This window comes from Mariniflexile sp. (assembly GCF_052728615.1).
Genome location: NZ_JBFVFE010000015.1, coordinates 46,034 through 63,959, shown reverse-complemented (window position 1 = coordinate 63,959; position 17,926 = coordinate 46,034). Strand labels below are relative to the sequence as shown.

General features: G+C 37.1%; 12 protein-coding genes and 1 riboswitch. Of the genes, 5 read left to right on the top strand and 7 right to left on the bottom strand.

Features of this window, described 5'->3' with window-relative positions; genetic code table 11:
• Positions 1-25 precede the first annotated feature (25 nt).
• Both ACU1LP_RS08080 and ACU1LP_RS08075 read right to left on the bottom strand, forming a co-directional pair.
• The gene (locus ACU1LP_RS08080; RefSeq protein WP_445731729.1) at positions 26-1,300 is read right to left on the bottom strand and encodes an O-acetylhomoserine aminocarboxypropyltransferase/cysteine synthase family protein; all 1,275 of its coding nucleotides are present in this window, start codon (positions 1,298-1,300) and stop codon (positions 26-28) included.
• A 325-nt stretch (positions 1,301-1,625) separates the two neighbouring features.
• A riboswitch (SAM riboswitch) is annotated at positions 1,626-1,747 on the bottom strand.
• Positions 1,748-2,042: 295 nt separating this feature from the next.
• A complete protein-coding gene (locus ACU1LP_RS08075) occupies positions 2,043-3,593 on the bottom strand; it encodes a hypothetical protein (protein WP_445734262.1) in 1,551 nt (516 codons plus the stop codon).
• Between the two features lie 148 nt (positions 3,594-3,741).
• Here ACU1LP_RS08075 and ACU1LP_RS08070 point away from each other — a divergent pair, with 148 nt between their 5' ends.
• Together ACU1LP_RS08070 and leuB are read left to right on the top strand one after the other, a co-directional pair.
• Positions 3,742-4,917 carry a 2-isopropylmalate synthase gene (locus ACU1LP_RS08070; protein ID WP_445732861.1) on the top strand — a complete coding sequence of 392 codons (1,176 nt, stop codon included), beginning with the start codon at positions 3,742-3,744 and terminating at the stop codon, positions 4,915-4,917.
• A 71-nt stretch (positions 4,918-4,988) separates the two neighbouring features.
• Positions 4,989-6,107 carry a 3-isopropylmalate dehydrogenase gene (gene leuB, locus ACU1LP_RS08065; RefSeq protein ID WP_445732862.1) on the top strand — a complete coding sequence of 373 codons (1,119 nt, stop codon included), beginning with the start codon at positions 4,989-4,991 and terminating at the stop codon, positions 6,105-6,107.
• 718 nt (positions 6,108-6,825) lie between these two features.
• On the opposite strand, the gene ACU1LP_RS08060 is transcribed toward leuB, so the two are convergent.
• Both ACU1LP_RS08060 and ACU1LP_RS08055 read right to left on the bottom strand, forming a co-directional pair.
• Positions 6,826-9,234, bottom strand: coding sequence for a sodium-translocating pyrophosphatase (locus tag ACU1LP_RS08060; RefSeq protein ID WP_445734011.1), 2,409 nt, complete (start codon positions 9,232-9,234; stop codon positions 6,826-6,828).
• Between the two features lie 127 nt (positions 9,235-9,361).
• Entirely contained in the window at positions 9,362-9,889 is a 528-nt protein-coding gene (locus ACU1LP_RS08055; protein WP_445732931.1) for an inorganic diphosphatase, read from the bottom strand.
• 124 nt (positions 9,890-10,013) lie between these two features.
• Here ACU1LP_RS08055 and ACU1LP_RS08050 point away from each other — a divergent pair, with 124 nt between their 5' ends.
• On the top strand, positions 10,014-12,248 hold the full coding sequence (locus tag ACU1LP_RS08050) for a M1 family metallopeptidase (RefSeq protein ID WP_445734012.1): 2,235 nt from the start codon (positions 10,014-10,016) through the stop codon (positions 12,246-12,248).
• Between the two features lie 186 nt (positions 12,249-12,434).
• Positions 12,435-12,773 (top strand): PID-CTERM protein-sorting domain-containing protein, encoded by a 339-nt coding sequence (locus ACU1LP_RS08045; protein WP_445734013.1) that lies wholly within the window; start codon positions 12,435-12,437, stop codon positions 12,771-12,773.
• Between the two features lie 85 nt (positions 12,774-12,858).
• Here the strand turns inward: ACU1LP_RS08045 and ACU1LP_RS08040 are convergent, their stop codons facing one another.
• The 3 genes from ACU1LP_RS08040 to ACU1LP_RS08030 all read right to left on the bottom strand — a co-directional run bounded on the left by ACU1LP_RS08040 (position 12,859) and on the right by ACU1LP_RS08030 (position 16,924).
• On the bottom strand, positions 12,859-13,332 hold the full coding sequence (locus ACU1LP_RS08040; protein WP_445734014.1) for a GtrA family protein: 474 nt from the start codon (positions 13,330-13,332) through the stop codon (positions 12,859-12,861).
• Between the two features lie 46 nt (positions 13,333-13,378).
• Positions 13,379-15,883, bottom strand: coding sequence for a DUF5686 family protein (locus ACU1LP_RS08035; protein WP_445734015.1), 2,505 nt, complete (start codon positions 15,881-15,883; stop codon positions 13,379-13,381).
• Positions 15,884-15,946: 63 nt separating this feature from the next.
• Positions 15,947-16,924, bottom strand: coding sequence for a pyruvate dehydrogenase complex E1 component subunit beta (locus ACU1LP_RS08030; protein ID WP_445736010.1), 978 nt, complete (start codon positions 16,922-16,924; stop codon positions 15,947-15,949).
• A 220-nt stretch (positions 16,925-17,144) separates the two neighbouring features.
• Between ACU1LP_RS08030 and ACU1LP_RS08025 the strand changes: the two genes are divergently transcribed.
• Entirely contained in the window at positions 17,145-17,891 is a 747-nt protein-coding gene (locus tag ACU1LP_RS08025; RefSeq protein WP_445736009.1) for an electron transfer flavoprotein subunit beta/FixA family protein, read from the top strand.
• The last annotated feature ends 35 nt before the right edge of the window (positions 17,892-17,926 follow it).

Below are 17,926 nucleotides of genomic sequence, written 5' to 3'. Positions count from 1 at the left end.
CCTGACAGGTCTATTTACAGGTTGTTTAAATTTTACTAAACGCTGCTTTTAAATCTGCTTTTAAATCGTCTATATCTTCAATTCCAACGGACAAACGAATTAAATCTTTAGGAGCTCCTGCAGCATCTTGTTCAGCATCCGTTAATTGTTGATGCGTGGTACTTGCTGGATGGATAATCAGCGATTTGGTATCGCCAATATTCGCTAACAATGAAAACAATTTAGAGTTATCTGCAATCGCTTTAGCGGCATCAAATCCGCCTTTGGCACCAAAGGTAACAATACCGCTTTGCCCTTTGGATAAATATTTGTCTGATAATGCTTTGTACTTGCTAGATTCCAATCCTGGATAATTTACCCAAGCCACTTCCGGTTGTTTTTGCAACCATTTTGCAAGTTCCAAAGCATTTTCGCTATGTTGTTTTATTCTTACCGGAAGTGTTTCTAAACCTTGAATGATTTGAAAAGCGTTAAACGGACTTAAAGCACCTCCAAAATCCCTTAATCCTTCTAAAATCAATTTAAAAGTATAAGCCGCAGCACCTAATGCTTCATGATACACCAAACCGTGATATCCTGCTGAAGGTTCTGTAAATTCTGGAAATTTTCCATTTGCCCAATTAAAAGTTCCTGCATCAATAATAGCACCACCTAATGAGGTTCCTTGGCCACCAATATATTTTGTTAACGAATGGATAACGATATCAGCACCATGTTTAATAGGATTCAATAATACGGGTGTTGCCACCGTATTATCAACAATAAAGGGAACGCCCGCTGCTTTTGAATGTTTAGCAATCGCTGCTAAATCCAACACATCCAATTTCGGGTTTCCTAAAGATTCCACAAAAAATGCACGGGTGTTATCTTTTACAGCTTTTTTAAAATTATCAGGATTATCGGCATCAACAAATGTGGTGGTAATACCCAATCGCGGAAGCGTTACTTTTAATAAATTATACGTTCCACCGTATAAACTGCTGGAAGCTACAATATGGTCGCCAGCTTTCAACATGGTTAACAGTCCTGTTGAAATAGCGGCTGTTCCCGAAGCAAACACAACTGCGCCAATACCACCTTCTACGGCTGCTAAACGCTCTTGTAAAATCTGGTTGGTTGGGTTGTTAAGACGGGTGTAAATAAAGCCTAATTCCTTTAATGAAAATAGGTTTGCAGCATGGTCCGAATTATTAAAAACATACGATGTTGTTTGGTAAATTGGTACGGCCCTGGTACCTCCGTTTGCTTTAAAATCGTGTCCTGCATGTAATGCGTTGGTTGCTAATTTTTGTGTACTCATTTTTCTAGTTTTTTTAAGCCTCACCTAGAAATATTTGCAATATTTCTGACCTCTCCAAAGGAGAGGTAAAAGACTTTTGGTTAATAATAAATCACTCCTATCGAAGTGTACTCAATGAACTGGTTTAAACTTTTCCCATTCGCTAAAAAATTGCCCTTTTTCACCCACTTTTCGCCTTTTTTTCCTTCCATAGCGCTGCTATGTAACTCAAAAAAGACTTCAATTGGTCAAAAAATGACTAATTTTCGCTTAAATGTGAAAAGCTTAAATCAGTTCAATAGAAAAATGTTAAAAAGAAAATAAAATTGCTTAAAGCAATTTCGTTCGGTTATCTATCTAAAATGCTAAATTGAACTAGCTATTTAAGTAGAATTTAGCACCTTCTTTACGGATAAAGGGTTGCTAAGGCTTCAATGGGTCTAATCCCTCCGCCTTTCTTGATAACATTTCAATAAGTTATTGAACTTTGTGAGTGCAAATATTCGGTTAGAAAAAGTTAAAATCCTAATTTTTTTAGAAAAATTTTGCAAATAAAGTTGGTGTTAATCTTTTTTGAATACAATTTAGGGCAAACGTATTCATACTAATAGTCCTATTTTTAGCCACGAATGTCACTAATCAGCACGAATTATTGTCATAAAATAATCACACGAATTGAAAAATCTAAAATTTTTTCTAATATTAGTGGAAATTCGTGACATTCGTGGCTTAACATTTTTAGCGCATTTATCCTAGAGCCATTTTACTTGTTAAATCGCATGTCGTAAAACTTGTTTTGAATAACTAAAGCAATTGGCCTATTTTGAATTTTAGACTCTAACCACGATATAATATCCAAGTACAAAAACGCACGACTTTGGTAGGGGTCGTGCTCAAATTCCTTCAGTTTTTTATGAAGCTTAATAAATTCGTTTCTTACTTCATTGGGGTAAATATCGCCTAAACCTCTTAAAAATTTAATAAACTCCCGTTGTACATCGTACAAATCTTCCATTTTAATTAAAAATTTATAGGTACTACGAATCAGCACATCCAAATTATAGTCCATACCCGCTTCGTAATGCGCTACCAAATTCAGTATTCTAGCAAAACACAACAAGTCCTCACGCATTTGCAGGGTTTTGTTACTGATTATTTTTTCTAAATATTGAATGCACTTTTTATTTTCGCCGGCGCCAAAATACATACTGGCTATTTTATAATAAAATACCATAATGTGGTGTTCGTCAATTCTATCATTATAATCTTTTAACCGTTCTAAAACCTCATCTACCAAAGGCAAACCTTCTTCAAAACTTCCTTCCATAAAGTGTAAATTGAATTTGTTGTTGTAAATATATAGAAATGTTAAACCATCAATATTATCATCAACAGGAAACCAATCCTCTTTTGTAACAGATTCAAATCGTATTAAAGATTCTTTAAATTTATCGTACTGCCTTAAATAAAATAAAGCTTCAAGTAAATAATGGTTTCCTCTTAAAAAAAATACGGGATTTAAACTGATTTGATCTTTATTTTCATAAAAAAGTTCTACCCATTTTGTGGCATATTTATAGCATGATAGAAAATCGACCGTTAAAAAACTATACCATAAATAAGCTTTGTAAAGCCACAGTTTTTCTCGAAAACCTAAATTATGGATATCGTATTTGGGAAGGCGGGCATTAAAATATTTTATAACACGTTTGCTTTCCTTGTCGTTTTTAACATAGCCCGTTTTTAAAAACAACCCGTACAATTGAAGCGATAAATTGGATAGCTTGCTTGCCATTACATTTTGCTGGCTGAGTTCCTTGGCTTGAATGGATAACTCGTCGGCCCGATTGCTTAAACTTCGGGTTATGTATTGCGATTCTATAATTTTTTCAAGCTCCACAATCTCGTAAGCCACATTTTTCTCTTCATTGGCAATGGCTACGTTTTTTGCTTTGTCCAATATTTTTAAACTTTGTTTGTATAATCCTTTGTGGTATAAAATGGTGGCAAAATCCAATTGTTCGCGAATTTGGATCCTGATATTTTGATGCGAAGGGTTTAACCGTAAGCTTATTAAAATCTGTTTGTACAAATGGGCTTTTAAATTAGATAATTGCTCTTTTTTTACAATACCTTTTTTTAGAATCGCCGATTCATCATATATCGAAAGTTTTTCAAGAATATTAAAAAGCGTTAAAAATTTTGAATCCTCATTCACCCCCAAACGCCCTACATAAAGTTTAAATTGTCGCTTTTCAGACTTTGAAAGCGATTTCACCAATACAAACAAATTATCTTTTTGCTCTTTTGTCATAGTTGTAAAATACTTATTAAAAAATTGATTATCAGATGCTTAAACAAGCTATATTTGGGTTAAACATCGTAAAAAAAGTGAGTTGCATTATCATTTAAGCAAACCAAAATATACATTCGTAGTACAATAGAAAAATTTATTTTATTAAATGTCCAATACTAACGTCCAAATTTTTGACACAACGCTTCGCGATGGCGAGCAAGTCCCAGGCTGCAAATTAAATACCGAACAAAAACTGATCATTGCTGAACAGCTGGATTTGTTGGGTGTTGATATTATTGAAGCTGGGTTTCCTGTATCAAGCCCTGGCGATTTTAAATCGGTTGAAGCCATTTCTAAAATTGTTAAAAATGCAACAGTCTGTGGATTGACACGTTCTGTTGAAAACGATATAAAAGTAGCTGCCCAAGCATTAAAATACGCCAAAACCCCGCGAATCCATACTGGTATTGGCACCTCCGATTCCCACATAAAATTCAAATTCAACTCCAATAGGGATGCTATACTAGAACGTGCATTTAAAGCGGTAAGTTACGCAAAATCTTTTGTTGAGGATGTGGAATTTTATGCTGAAGATGCTGGAAGAACAGATAACGACTATTTAGCACGTGTTTGTGAAGCTGCCATTAAAGCGGGCGCTACGGTTTTAAACATTCCTGATACTACAGGATACTGTTTACCGCACGAATATGGCGCAAAAATCAAATACCTAAAAGAAAATGTGAAAGGTATCGATAAAGCCATTTTATCGTGCCATTGCCATAACGATCTAGGATTGGCAACCGCCAATTCCATTGAAGGTGTTATTAACGGTGCGCGCCAAATTGAATGTACTATTAATGGTATTGGCGAACGTGCTGGAAATACTGCTTTGGAAGAAGTAGTAATGATCTTAAAGCAACACCCGTATTTGAATTTAGATACTAATATAAAAACTGAAATGCTTTACGGCATTAGCCAGTTGGTATCGGACAGTATGGGCATTTACACCCAACCAAACAAAGCCATTGTAGGCGCCAATGCCTTTGCACACAGCTCGGGAATCCATCAAGATGGGGTAATTAAAAACCGTGAAACTTACGAAATTATAGACCCTAAGGATGTGGGCGTAACCGAATCTGCTATAGTATTGACTGCCAGAAGCGGACGTGCGGCATTAGCATACAGAGCAAAAAACGTTGGATATGAATTAACGAAGCTTCAGCTAGATGAGATCTACATAAATTTTTTAGATTTTGCCGATAACAAGAAAGAAGTTAATGATGATGACATCCATTTTATTATAGAAAAAAGTAGCGTGTTTAAAGAAATTATTTCAGCATAAAATAAAGATTTCCGCCAGAGTTTATCTTGAGCGATAGACGAAAGGCGGGAATGACAAAATAAATAATTGAAATGAAACTAAATATTGCCGTTTTACCGGGCGATGGTATAGGTCCGGAAGTTATAGCACAAGCCGTTAAGGTTTTGAAAGCTATTGCTATGGAGTTTAACCATGTATTTACATTTCAACATGCCTTGGTTGGTGCCAGTGCCATTGAAAAAACAGGCAATCCCCTACCCGAAGAAACCGTTGATATTTGTGAAAAAGCCGATGCTATTTTATTTGGAGCCATTGGGAATGCTGCTTTTGATTTAGACCCTTACGCAAAAATAAGACCGGAACAAGGGCTTTTAAGATTACGCAAATCACTCGATTTATATGCCAATATACGCCCTATAATTGCTTATGAGGATTTACTGAACAAATCATCTTTAAAGAAAAAGCAAATAGCAAATAGCAATATTTTAATTTTCCGTGAACTAACGGGCGGTATTTATTTTGGTGAAAAAAAATTAAGTGATGACGGCAATACAGCCTCTGATATTTGCGAATATACCCGCTTTGAAATTGAGCGCATTGCCCACTTGGCCTTTAAAGCAGCACAATCCAGAAAACGCAAATTAACCTTGGTTGATAAGGCAAACGCTTTGGAAAGTTCCCGGCTTTGGCGCAGGGTGGTGCAAGAAATGGCACCACAATACCCAAACGTTCGATTGCATTATATGTACATGGATAACGCCGCCATGGAGCTTATCATGAACCCAAGGCAGTTTGATGTTATTTTAACGGAGAACATGTTTGGCGATATCCTATCGGAAGAAGCCAGCGTTATAGTAGGTTCCATCGGCTTGTTGGCATCGGCTTCCTTGGGCGAAAAACATGCCATGTTCGAGCCCATTCATGGTGCCTATTCAAAAGCGACCAATAAAGGTATTGCAAACCCTATAGCTTCTATTTTGGCCACCGCGATGCTGCTTGACCATTTTGGATTGGACGATGAGGCGGCATTGGTAAGGGAAGGTGTGGATAAATCATTAAAACTGCATATTACCACACCCGATTTAAATACAAAATACGATAACATTACCACCACAAAGGTTGGCGATTTCATTGAAGATTTTATAAACCATCCCGATGAAACCAACTTAAACTTTACCAACATACATTTAGGACAGTCCACAATTATTTAATTATTTGAGTTAGTCACCAAGTTAAAATCTTTCAGGATCGTCCTTAAAAGCGCATTTTCACGAGTGCGCTTTTTTAATGCACATTATACCAATTGTATGTATAAAAGAGTTCAGTACATGACAAAAATATCTTCTATAATTTAAAAAGCAATATCATTGACCCCTCCGCCATTCGGCATACCGAAAATTCGGTACAGGCTATCCCCTTGAAAAAAGGGGAGGAATTATTAAGTGGCTTATTTTTAATGTTTTGAACTTTTCATTTTCATTTTTGTCATGTACGGAAATAAAAGAGTCTAAAGAAACGAAGAAATCTTTTGTCAAGACGATGAAAAAAACCTTTGCATAGCATAGCTACGGAACTGTTTTTTGAAGATTTATTGGCGAAAAAGAACAAGTTTATTGGGCTGTTTTATATGTGCAATTGGTATTATTTGGGCGTTCCCCTATCGGGTCGCGCTTTCCGCACTACACGGTAGTTTGCTCCAATCGCTAACGCGGGCATATTTACCAGCTATTTGCATTGGTATTAAGGGCTCACATAAATTTTCAAGGAATTAGGCAAAAAAGTTTTTCCATTCTAAAGAGAAAAAATTTAGTGTCCACGGCACCCCTTTAATTAGCTCTGAAGAGTTTTATTTTTGATCGCAACTTTATTGCACAAAACAAAAAACCACGCTAAAGGCGTGGTTTTTTGTTTCAATCAAAAGTTGTAAATCTAATTTACAAGGTCTTCTTTTGTTACTTTTTCAATTTTAACCAATGCGGTTTTTTTATTATTTTTTATGGCCTTGATACTGGCATCTACATCAACTTCCGTTCCTTCAAACGTTTCATAACTTGTATGGGGCTTTTCTCCATTTTTTTGGGTTATGGTGGTTACAACCGCTTTAACGGTTCCATCATCATTTGTAGTTTTTTCAATTTTAACTTCTCTCGTCATTTCAACTGTTTCAGGTACATTATTTGAAACATAGGCAGTAACCACCTCTGGGTTTAAAGCAATACTTGGTGCGATAACCAAAGCCACAACCGACATTAATTTCAATAGAATATTCAATGAAGGGCCCGAAGTATCTTTAAACGGATCTCCAACAGTATCACCAACCACTGCCGCTTTATGGGCATCGGTACCTTTTCTACCTTGTTCTTCGATGGTTTTTTTAGCATTATCCCAAGCACCACCTGCATTCGATTGGAAAATTGCCATAAGCACACCACAAGTTGTTACACCTGCCAATAAGCCACCTAACATTTCGGCACCACCAATAAATCCAACAGCAACAGGAACAGCAATGGCCAACACCCCTGGCAGTACCATTTCCTTAATGGATGCTTGTGTTGAAATGGCTACACATTTATCGTATTCTGCATACCCATCAGCGGCATCAAAAATAGCTCTATCTTCTTTTGTAGCTTTACTCATATCAGAATCATACTTACGCATAACAGCTAAAGCAGCTTTTAATTGTGGAATATCCCTGAACTGGCGACGCACTTCTTCAATCATGGCCATAGCTGCACGACCCACGGCGTTCATCGACAAGGCAGAAAACACAAATGGCAACATGCCGCCTACCAACAAGCCTGCCATAATACCGGGTTTTGATACATCAATGGAGCTAACATGGGCTGTTTCCATAAAGGCAGCGAATAATGCCAAAGCAGTTAATGCTGCCGAGGCAATAGCAAATCCTTTACCAATAGCTGCCGTGGTATTTCCAACGGCATCCAGTTTATCGGTACGTTCTCTAACTTCTTTAGGTAATTCAGCCATTTCGGCAATACCACCGGCGTTATCAGAAATGGGGCCATAAGCATCAACAGCCAATTGAATGCCCGTATTTGCCAACATACCTACCGCTGCGATGGCAATACCGTATAATCCTGCAAAATAATGGGATACCAGTATGGCTGTGGCAATTAATAAAATAGGGATCATGGTAGACATCATTCCAATACCCAAACCTGCAATAATATTGGTGGCAGCTCCGGTTTCAGATTGCCGGACTATGGAATTTACAGGGCCTTTTCCGGTACCTGTATAATATTCCGTTACTTTACCAACCGCTAAACCAGCGACCAAACCGGCAATTGTTGCCCAAAAGACACCCATGGAGGAATACTCCATCCCTTTAAAAATATACGTTTCTGGTATAAAAGCATCAATAATAAAATACGATGCTATGACCATTAATAATGCAGATCCGAACTCACCAACATTTAAGGCCGTTTGTGGGTTTCCACCATCTTTTACTCTTACAAAAAATGTTCCTATAATGGACATGATGATACCAACCGCAGCCAGTACCAACGGTAAATATACCGCACCCATGCCACCAGCTACATCGGGCGTAATAATGAGGGCTCCCAAAATCATGGTACCTATAATGGAACCCACATACGATTCAAATAAATCGGCCCCCATACCGGCAACATCGCCCACATTATCACCCACATTATCTGCAATGGTTGCAGGATTCAATGGATGGTCTTCAGGAATACCAGCTTCTACTTTACCAACCAAATCGGCGCCCACATCGGCAGCCTTTGTATAAATACCACCACCAACACGAGCAAACAATGCAATGGATGATGCCCCTAATGAAAACCCAGAAAGCACATTAAGTACCATGGATATGTTTTCTTCGCCGGGCCATATTTCTTGATAAATAGCAAAAAGACCGCTTAGACCCAAAACACCCAGACCAACCACGCCCAATCCCATAACGGCACCACCGGCAAAAGCGACTTCTAAAGCTTTTCCTAACGATGTTCTTGCGGCTTGCGTGGTTCTTACATTTGCTTTTGTGGCAACTTTCATGCCTATGAATCCCGCTAAAGCAGAGCAAATAGCTCCAACTACAAAGGAAACGGCCACCATGCCATCAGACCCTGCTTCTGCTTGGCCCTTAAAGAATAATAAGATGGCAACAGCAACAACAAATATGGCCAATATTTTATATTCGGCTTTAAGAAAAGCCATGGCACCATCGGTAATGTTTTTGGCAATCCGGATCATTTTCTCGCTGCCTTGGTCCTGTTTAGTAACCCAAGCACTTTTTACAAATACAAATACCAACGCTAAAACACCAAAAAGCGGTAAAAGTTTTACTATTAATTCCATACAAAGTCAGTTAGTTTAAATTAATTTTTTTTAACGGGGCTAAAATTAGTAAAATATATGTGATAAAAAAAGCCACCTTTGATTAAAGATGGCTCATTATTTTTTTAAAATATCGAGAATTCAATAATTATATAGTAAAGGTTCTTTTTTTCTTGTGTTCGCTTTCTTCATAACGTTGTACACATTCATGATAAATTCTAACCGCTTCTTTGGCATCGCCCCAACCACCAACATCAACTTTTTTCTCTTCCAAATCTTTATAAACTTGAAAAAAGTGTTCGATCTCTTTCAATCGGTGTGGATTTAATTCAGAAATATCATCCCTGTTGCTCCAAACGGGATCGGAAACGGGTACACAAATAATTTTTTCATCGGGTCCTTTTTCATCGGTCATATAAAAAACGCCTATGGGTTTTACCTCCATAACAACCATAGGGAAAGTGGGTTCAATACCTAAAACCAATACATCCAATGGATCTTTATCCAAAGCTAGGGTTTCAGGAATAAAACCATAATCACCAGGGTACATCATAGATGAAAACAAAGTACGGTCAAAACGTATTTTGTGCAATGTGAAATCGTATTCGTATTTATTTCTACTTCCTTTAGGTATTTCAATCAATACATCAAAGGTCAATGGATTTTTATCGCTCATTTTTTATTTTATTAGACGCACAAAGATACTTAACGCAATGGCGTTGAGCAATAAAAATTGCATGATTTATACGAATAAATTGTTATCTTGTGAAGGACTAATTCTAATAAATAATTCAAAAATCATGCGACATCTATTATCTGCATTTTTACTGCTTTTATGCTTACCGAGTATTCAAGCCCAAAACGAACCCTGGAAAGGGAAATTTGAACCTATTGATAATATGATTGCGCCTCCAAACACTTATAGAACAGCAAGTGGCGCTCCTGGAAAAGATTATTGGCAACAATGCGCCAACTACCACATAAAAGTGCTGCTCAATGAAAAGAACAATACCATTTCTGGTGAAGAAACCATTACCTATTTTAATAACTCGCCCGACGATTTGAGCTATTTATGGCTTCAGTTAGAACAAAATGTCAACAAAAAAGGGAATGAAGATTTTGGCACTTTTAATAATAATGTAAAAGATTCCATATCTGCAAGACAAATGCAGTTTTTAACCAGAGCCATAGACTTTCCAGCAGGGTATTCCATTAAAATGGTAAAGGATGCTTCAGGAAATAATTTGAAGACCATGGTTAACAATACCATGATGAAAGTAAAATTGAACACCATTCTTAAGTCTGGCGAATCTACCGGTTTTTCAATTGCTTGGTCGTACCCCATTACCGATAGAAGTATGTATTTGCTTTCTAGGGAGGGCTACGAATATTTCCCCGAAGACGGCAACACCGTTTACCTAATAGCCCATTGGTTTCCTAGAATGGCGGTTTATAATGACACGGAAGGTTGGCAAAATCAGCAATTCCAAAAATTAGGGGAGTTTGCTTTGGAATTTGGTGATTATCATGTAGAAATCACGGTACCGGATAATCATATTGTAGCATCAACAGGAACATTGCAGAACAGTGAAGAAGTGCTTACCAAAGCACAACGAAGCAGACTGGAAACAGCAAGAAAAACGTTTGATAAACCCATCATGATTATCACTAAAGAAGAAGCGCAGGCCAACGAAAAAACAAAGGCCATCAAACAAAAAACGTGGAAATTCAACGCCATGAATGTTCGCGATTTCGCCTTTGCATCATCAAGAAAATTTTTATGGGATGCGCAGGCCGTAAAACTGCCCACAAACACGGTTATGGGCATGTCGTTTTATCCAAAGGAAGGTTTGCCCGTATGGCAAGAAGAATCCACCAAAGCGGTAACCCAGGCCTTGGAAGTTTATTCTGAAGCTACTTTTGATTATCCTTATCCGGTGGCTATTTCTGTAAACACCTCTAATATTGGTATGGAATTCCCGATGATAAGCTTTAACGGTGGGCGCCCAAAAAATGGTAAAATAAGTGATGCTGCTAAACAAGATATGATAGGAACCATCATTCATGAGGTAGGTCACAACTGGTTTCCTATGATTGTGAGTTCCGATGAACGTAAATGGATGTGGATGGATGAAGGGTTGAATACTTTTTTGCACCAACGCACCTTGGCAGAAAGGTATCCTGATTTTAATAGCACCACGCCTAAAAGTATTGTGCCTTTTATGAATGGGGATAAAAATATTTTACGTCCTATCATGACCACTTCTGATTCTGAATTGCTAAATCAATTTGGTGCTAATTTTTATATGAAGCCCACAGTTGGATTGCAAATGTTGCGCAACTCCATTATTGGAAAGGAATTATTTGACGAGGCTTTTAAGGAATATGCCAATCGTTGGAAATACAAACACCCTAACCCAAGTGATTTATTTAGAACCCTTGAAGATGCCACGGCAACCGATTTGGATTGGTTTTACCGAGGCTGGTTTTTTACAACCGATCATGTAGATATGGAACTAAGCAATGTAAAATGGTTTAAGGTATTTGAAGAAAACAGTAATATTGAAGATAAAAACAAGAATAAAAAAGTAAAAATAGCGGCAACCGAAAAAAATGATGATGAACAAGCCAACGGTTTTTCGAACGGACCAGAGGTTATTACCATGACCAATACACCCGATACTGCTTATGGCGAGTTTTTATCACGATTAGATGATAAAGAAGTTAGAAAACAATTGTCTGGCAAAAATATATATGAAGTAACCATTAAAAATGTGGGCGGATTGGTAATGCCCGTGACCATTGAATGGGTTTTTACTGATGGCACCACGGAAACAGACCGATTGCCTGCTGAAATTTGGAGAACCAATGAATATGAAGTAAAAAAGACTTTTATAAAAGCAAAAGAAGTGAGCAAAGTGAATTTAGACCCTAATTTTGAATTTGCCGATACCGATGTGAACAATAACAGTTTCCCGAAAGTTGAAAACCAATCGGAATTTGATGCTTTCAAGAATAAAAAAAAGGGAAAATAGTTTTTGGAAATCTTCTTAAATTATTAAATAGCAACCAAAAGATTTACCACCTTATCTGAATAAATATTTACAGCAAACATTACATATTACATCAGCGGTAAATTAATGTAATACATCGACTAAATTAGTGTAATACATAGACTTATATTTATATTTACTCGCTATTAACCAATTAATATAATTAAAATGAAATCACTAAGTAAAATATTCACAATCGCATTAGTGCTTTTAGCATTCACATTTACTAATAATTTAAATGCATCAGCAAAAGACAAGGACAAACCCAACAAACCCAAAGTAAATGGAAACAACGGTAATGGAGTAGGTAATTATGATGGATTCCAAACAGGTAATGCTGGACATTCTGGCAACCAAGGAAATGATAAGCCTGTAGGAAACACTGGTCCGAAAAAAGACAACGGCAACGACTCTGTTCCATTAGATGGTGGGCTTTCAATTTTATTGGCAGGTGCAGCAATTTTTGGAATTAAAAAATTGCGCGATAACAAAAAGAATGTGATTTAGTATATTTATTATATATATAGTTATAAAAAAAGCTTTCTACGGAAAGCCTTTTTTATGGGATGATTTTATTGAACTCATTTAAAGCTTAATTTGAAGCTTTAAAACTAAATTTATTCTGAAGAATATAACTATAAACCACACTGATGATGATGGTTATAAACCTAGAAGGCGTGGGGTAAAACTTTAAGTAATCTACCAAAAACTTCATGGCAGCATAACTTATTAAAATAGCTCCTAAGCCAACCATTAAATATCTGAAAAACTGAACTCGTGGTAATAAATCGGAATTCGGAAATGTAATATACCTATTGAGTAAAAAGCCTGTAAAAAAAGTGATTGGAAATACAAAAAACAAAGAGGCTATGTGGGGGCTTAACACAAAAAAATGCATGTCCACATTCTGTTTTGCAAAAATAAAATTATAGAAAACGAAATATAGAATGGTGTCAAATAACAGATTGCTTCCTCCACATACTGCGTACCTATAGGTTTTTAGTGGAACAAACTTTTTAAAGATAAAGTAGAATGCATCTATAAACCGTAAAATAAATTTTATCATAGAAAAATCAGCTAAATCAAAAAAAAATTTTTGCCTTTATAAACATTTAGAAATGAAACCCGAAAGAGCCCGTAATACCAAATTTTCTGGCATCGGGATAATCTGTTCCATTTAAATAATTACCTCTAAAATTGAAATCGATCCTGAAAACCTTAAAAATGTTCCCTACACCGAACCCATACTCATAATACGGTTTTTTGTTAGGTGCTATCAATGGAATACTATTAGGATTTGTTGTGGTGCTCAATGCAATGTTCTCACTTGAAAGATCTCCGACAACGCCTCTGAAGCTCACTATTTCCCGAAGATTTAATTTTCTTAGAAACGGAATTCGGGAAAAGAAACGCCCGTTAAAATTATGTTCCAAATGAACCGATGCATAAGTATCGGACACAAACTCATAATAGTCTAATTGTGAGAAGGTGTTATAAATGGAAAAATAAGATTGATTGCCAGGGATAACACTTAACAACCCAAGCGGCACTTCGCCAAAAGTTTTGCCAGCTTCAATGGTGGTGGTCAATCTACCAAAACCGCCTACTTGCATAGGTTGTAAGTACGACATTTGCAGTTTGGTATAATCAAAATCACTATTGAATATATCTTTATCGCCACGGCTTATTTGGGCAAAAAGACGCGCAAAATCGTCATTGGCTTCTCTACGTTCCACACCAAAACCTGTCATTTTCCGTTTCGGAAAATAGGAAACCGAAAACGTTGTTTCATATTGGTTTATTTCAGGTTTTTCGCCATCAGGTGTGTTGTAATCCAAGCTAAATGTGGGTGATGCCGACTCTAAAGTACGGTAGTTTATGCCCAATCTGAAAATGATATTGCGCCAAGGTTCCAACTCTGCTGCCAAGGTTGTTAAATTTACATTGGTAAGTTTGTTGTTTGCACCGGTAACAATTACTGCGGACGATGCCAAACTCCGCCCTAAAACATCGGTACTTGTTGTTAAGCTGGCGCCTATTTGCTCTACATCGCGTCGGTTTCCACCCGAAATGATAAACCGATTTTTCTTGTCAATCAACCATTTTCCGGAGATCCCATATTTAAATTTATCGTCGTTGAAACCATAGGCTAAAAAACCTTCTAAACGCCATAAATCATTTTTACCAAAATAGGTGCGCCCTCCTGCCCGTAATCGCAAGCCTTCTACTTCATTAAACCCAAAGGTTGAAAAAATGGGGCCATAATCCAAAGGCAATGTATTGAACTCTATATAGCCTGATGCTAAGATGCTTCCTAAGTTATAAAGGCGTTTAAACTTTTTAACGGTTTTTAAGGTGTCTAGCATTTTATACACCCCTTTTTCATCTTTATTTAATGCTTCCAAACGGTTATCTGCCCAAAAGGCATCGTCTCTATCATAAATATCCTGATTGAAATCATAAACTTTTTCATCATAGAATTTTTTATCCAACGGCTTGTCAAACTTATAATTATTGTACAACGTGGTGCGTTTTCCGTAAACCCCTCGCGATTTTTCCTTTTTATTCAACGCAAAATCGGACATCATATAATCCCGTTTCACAAGAAAAATAGAATCGTTCAATACTTCAAATTCTTGCTCAATATAAATTTCTTTGACCCAGTTAATGTTGGCGCTTTTAGAAGCCTGAAGTTTGATTTCCTTAATGGCGAATGTGGTATCTGCTACCCAAAAATCGCCTTTAAACGTAAGCTCGTTTTTGCGTCTGGGATAATAAATAATGTTATAGCACCATTTGTTTTCTATAAAAGCACTGTCTTTTAAAACATAATTGTAGGTGCCAATTCCTGTTCTGGACAAGGGGCTCACAAAACTTTTATCGAAAAACTGGAGATAGTTATCGTAAATATCATAATCGGAATATAAATCATCCACAAAATCGATGACCATCTGGTTATCGCTAAAGCCCGAGTTTTTATTTCCTTTTAAAACCGCTTTTTGTTTGTTTAAAATATTATCGCCGTACACGGTGGAAACCGCTTCGTTAATAAATATGGGCAAATAGGTTTTTCCGGTAACGTTTGAGGTGTCCACTTCACTAAAAACAAACTCCATGCCCCTAAACAATTTGCTTTTTATAAGCGCACTGTCTATGGTGTTAATATCGAATTCTACTTTTTCGTATTTATCGAATTCGTATTGGTTGTAATGTTTTAAGCCGTTCTTGCGTTTATGTTCCCAGATTTTCCGAAGCAAATCAATCGCAGGATTGTTCTTTTTGGGTTGTTTTCCGGCAACAATAAACACTTGGTTTAACTGGGCAGCTTCTTCTTTTAAAATAAATTTTAAATCGTAGTTTACTTTTTTAACCAACGGTACATCTAAAGTTTCATACCCTAAAAAGGAAATTATTAAACTTGGCCACGTTTGGGTGGATTCCATATAAAACTTCCCGTTTTCATCCGTAATGGTGCCTTGCGTAGAGCCTTTGAAAATAACATTGGCAAAGGGTATGGGTTTATTATCTTCATCAAGCACATAGCCGCTTACTTTGGTTTGGGCGAATGTGGAAATAATTCCGAAGAAAAAAAATGTAGTAAGTAGTTTTGGGTTCATAATACAAAAAAACTTCATCAACAATCTTGCTAATGAAGTTTCTATAACGTAAATATTATTATTTTATTTATACAATACTTTTTTTACGGCCTTAATAACCTCGTCGCTATTTGGCAACCATTCTGCCAATAAAACCGGTGAGTAGGGTGCAGGCGTATCAGCGGTATTGATTCTTACTATGGGGGCATCCAAATAATCAAATGCTTCGGCTTGCACAAAATAAGTGATTTCTGTTGAAACATTTCCAAAAGGCCATGCTTCTTCCAAAATCACTAATCTATTGGTTTTCTTTACAGATTTTAAGACCGCTTCCTTGTCTAACGGACGCACGGTGCGCAAATCGATAATTTCACAAGAAATCCCTTCTTTAGCAAGTATATCGGCCGCTTTATAGGCTTCTTTGATGATTTTTCCGAAAGATACAATCGTCACATCGGTTCCTTCACGCTTTATGTCCGCTACTCCAATGGGCAGGATGTATTCGCCTTCGGGCACTTCGCCCTTATCACCATACATTTGCTCGCTTTCCATAAAAATAACCGGGTCATCATCACGAATGGCAGCTTTTAAAAGCCCTTTGGCATCATAAGGGTTTGATGGCACAATTACCTTTAAACCAGGTGTATTGGCAAACCAACTTTCAAATGCTTGGGAATGGGTGGCCCCTAACTGACCTGCAGATGCTGTTGGACCACGAAAAACAATCGGACATTTAAATTGCCCACCAGACATTTGTCTGATTTTTGCGGCATTATTTATAATTTGATCAATTCCAACCAAAGAAAAGTTAAAAGTCATGTACTCCACAATAGGTCTATTGCCCGTCATGGTGGAGCCTATGGCTATACCGGCAAAACCAAGTTCTGCAATAGGCGTATCAATCACACGCTTCGCTCCAAATTCATCCAACATGCCTTTTGATGCTTTGTAGGCACCATTATATTCCGCTACTTCTTCGCCCATCAAATACACGCTTTCATCCCTGCGCATTTCTTCGCTCATCGCCTCACAAATGGCTTCTCTAAATTGAATTGTCTTCATTAAGTATATTTTATTCGAATTGCAAAAATAACAATAAATGAAATACGGACTTATAAGAATATTTAAAAACTTACTATGCGTGCATAGTAAATATTCAGAATAAAATAATTAACTTCGTAACCGTTAAATAAGTCCGCAGTTTTCAGTAACAGTTAACGGTTTCAATTTTCCGATGCTTTTAGTGGACATAAACTAAAATTAAATATTTAAATAATTCAATATGAGGATATTAGTATGTATAAGTCATGTTCCAGACACAACTTCTAAAATCAATTTTTCAGATGGTGATACAAAATTTGACACGAATGGGGTTCAATTTGTAATCAACCCAAATGATGAATTTGGATTGACCCGTGCCATGTGGTTTAAGGAAAAGCAAGCGGTCCATGTTACCGTTGTAAATGTTGGTGGTGCCGAAACCGAGCCTACGTTGCGTAAGGCTTTGGCCATTGGTGCCGATGCCGCCATACGTGTAAATACGGTGGCAACCGATGGTTTTTCGGTGGCTAAACAATTGGCAAATGTAGTGAAGCAAGGTGATTATGATTTGGTAATTGCCGGTCGGGAATCCATTGATTACAACGGTGGTATGGTACCAGGAATGGTTGCAGGATTAACCCATGCCAACTTTGTAAACAATTGCATAAGTTTGGAGGTTGATGGAAATTCTGTGAAAGCTGTTCGGGAAATTGATGGCGGAAAAGAAACCCTTTCAACAACGCTTCCTTTGGTAATTGGCGGACAAAAAGGATTGGTTGAAGAAAGCGATTTGCGCATCCCCAACATGCGAGGTATTATGATGGCGCGCCAAAAACCATTAACGGTGTTGGAACCTGTTGATGCAACTAATGAAACATCGTCTGTAAAATTTGAAAAACCTGCACCAAAAGGTGCTGTTAAATTGGTGTCTCCAGATAATTTAGATGAGTTGATAAACTTGCTTCATAATGAAGCGAAGGTAATATAATCCTCCCCTAGCCCCTCCGAAGGAGGGGAACTTGT

Excerpts from the sequence above, each read along its gene's own strand:
- ACU1LP_RS08080 (WP_445731729.1), bottom strand. The coding sequence starts at position 1,300 with ATGAGTACACAAAAATTAGCAACCAACGCATTACATGCAGGACACGAT.
- ACU1LP_RS08040 (WP_445734014.1), bottom strand. The coding sequence starts at position 13,332 with ATGATAAAATTTATTTTACGGTTTATAGATGCATTCTACTTTATCTTT.
- ACU1LP_RS08030 (WP_445736010.1), bottom strand. The coding sequence starts at position 16,924 with ATGAAGACAATTCAATTTAGAGAAGCCATTTGTGAGGCGATGAGCGAA.
- leuB (WP_445732862.1), top strand. The coding sequence starts at position 4,989 with ATGAAACTAAATATTGCCGTTTTACCGGGCGATGGTATAGGTCCGGAA.
- ACU1LP_RS08035 (WP_445734015.1), bottom strand. The coding sequence starts at position 15,883 with ATGAACCCAAAACTACTTACTACATTTTTTTTCTTCGGAATTATTTCC.
- ACU1LP_RS08050 (WP_445734012.1), top strand. The coding sequence starts at position 10,014 with ATGCGACATCTATTATCTGCATTTTTACTGCTTTTATGCTTACCGAGT.
- ACU1LP_RS08060 (WP_445734011.1), bottom strand. The coding sequence starts at position 9,234 with ATGGAATTAATAGTAAAACTTTTACCGCTTTTTGGTGTTTTAGCGTTG.
- ACU1LP_RS08070 (WP_445732861.1), top strand. The coding sequence starts at position 3,742 with ATGTCCAATACTAACGTCCAAATTTTTGACACAACGCTTCGCGATGGC.
- ACU1LP_RS08025 (WP_445736009.1), top strand. The coding sequence starts at position 17,145 with ATGAGGATATTAGTATGTATAAGTCATGTTCCAGACACAACTTCTAAA.
- ACU1LP_RS08075 (WP_445734262.1), bottom strand. The coding sequence starts at position 3,593 with ATGACAAAAGAGCAAAAAGATAATTTGTTTGTATTGGTGAAATCGCTT.
- ACU1LP_RS08055 (WP_445732931.1), bottom strand. The coding sequence starts at position 9,889 with ATGAGCGATAAAAATCCATTGACCTTTGATGTATTGATTGAAATACCT.
- ACU1LP_RS08045 (WP_445734013.1), top strand. The coding sequence starts at position 12,435 with ATGAAATCACTAAGTAAAATATTCACAATCGCATTAGTGCTTTTAGCA.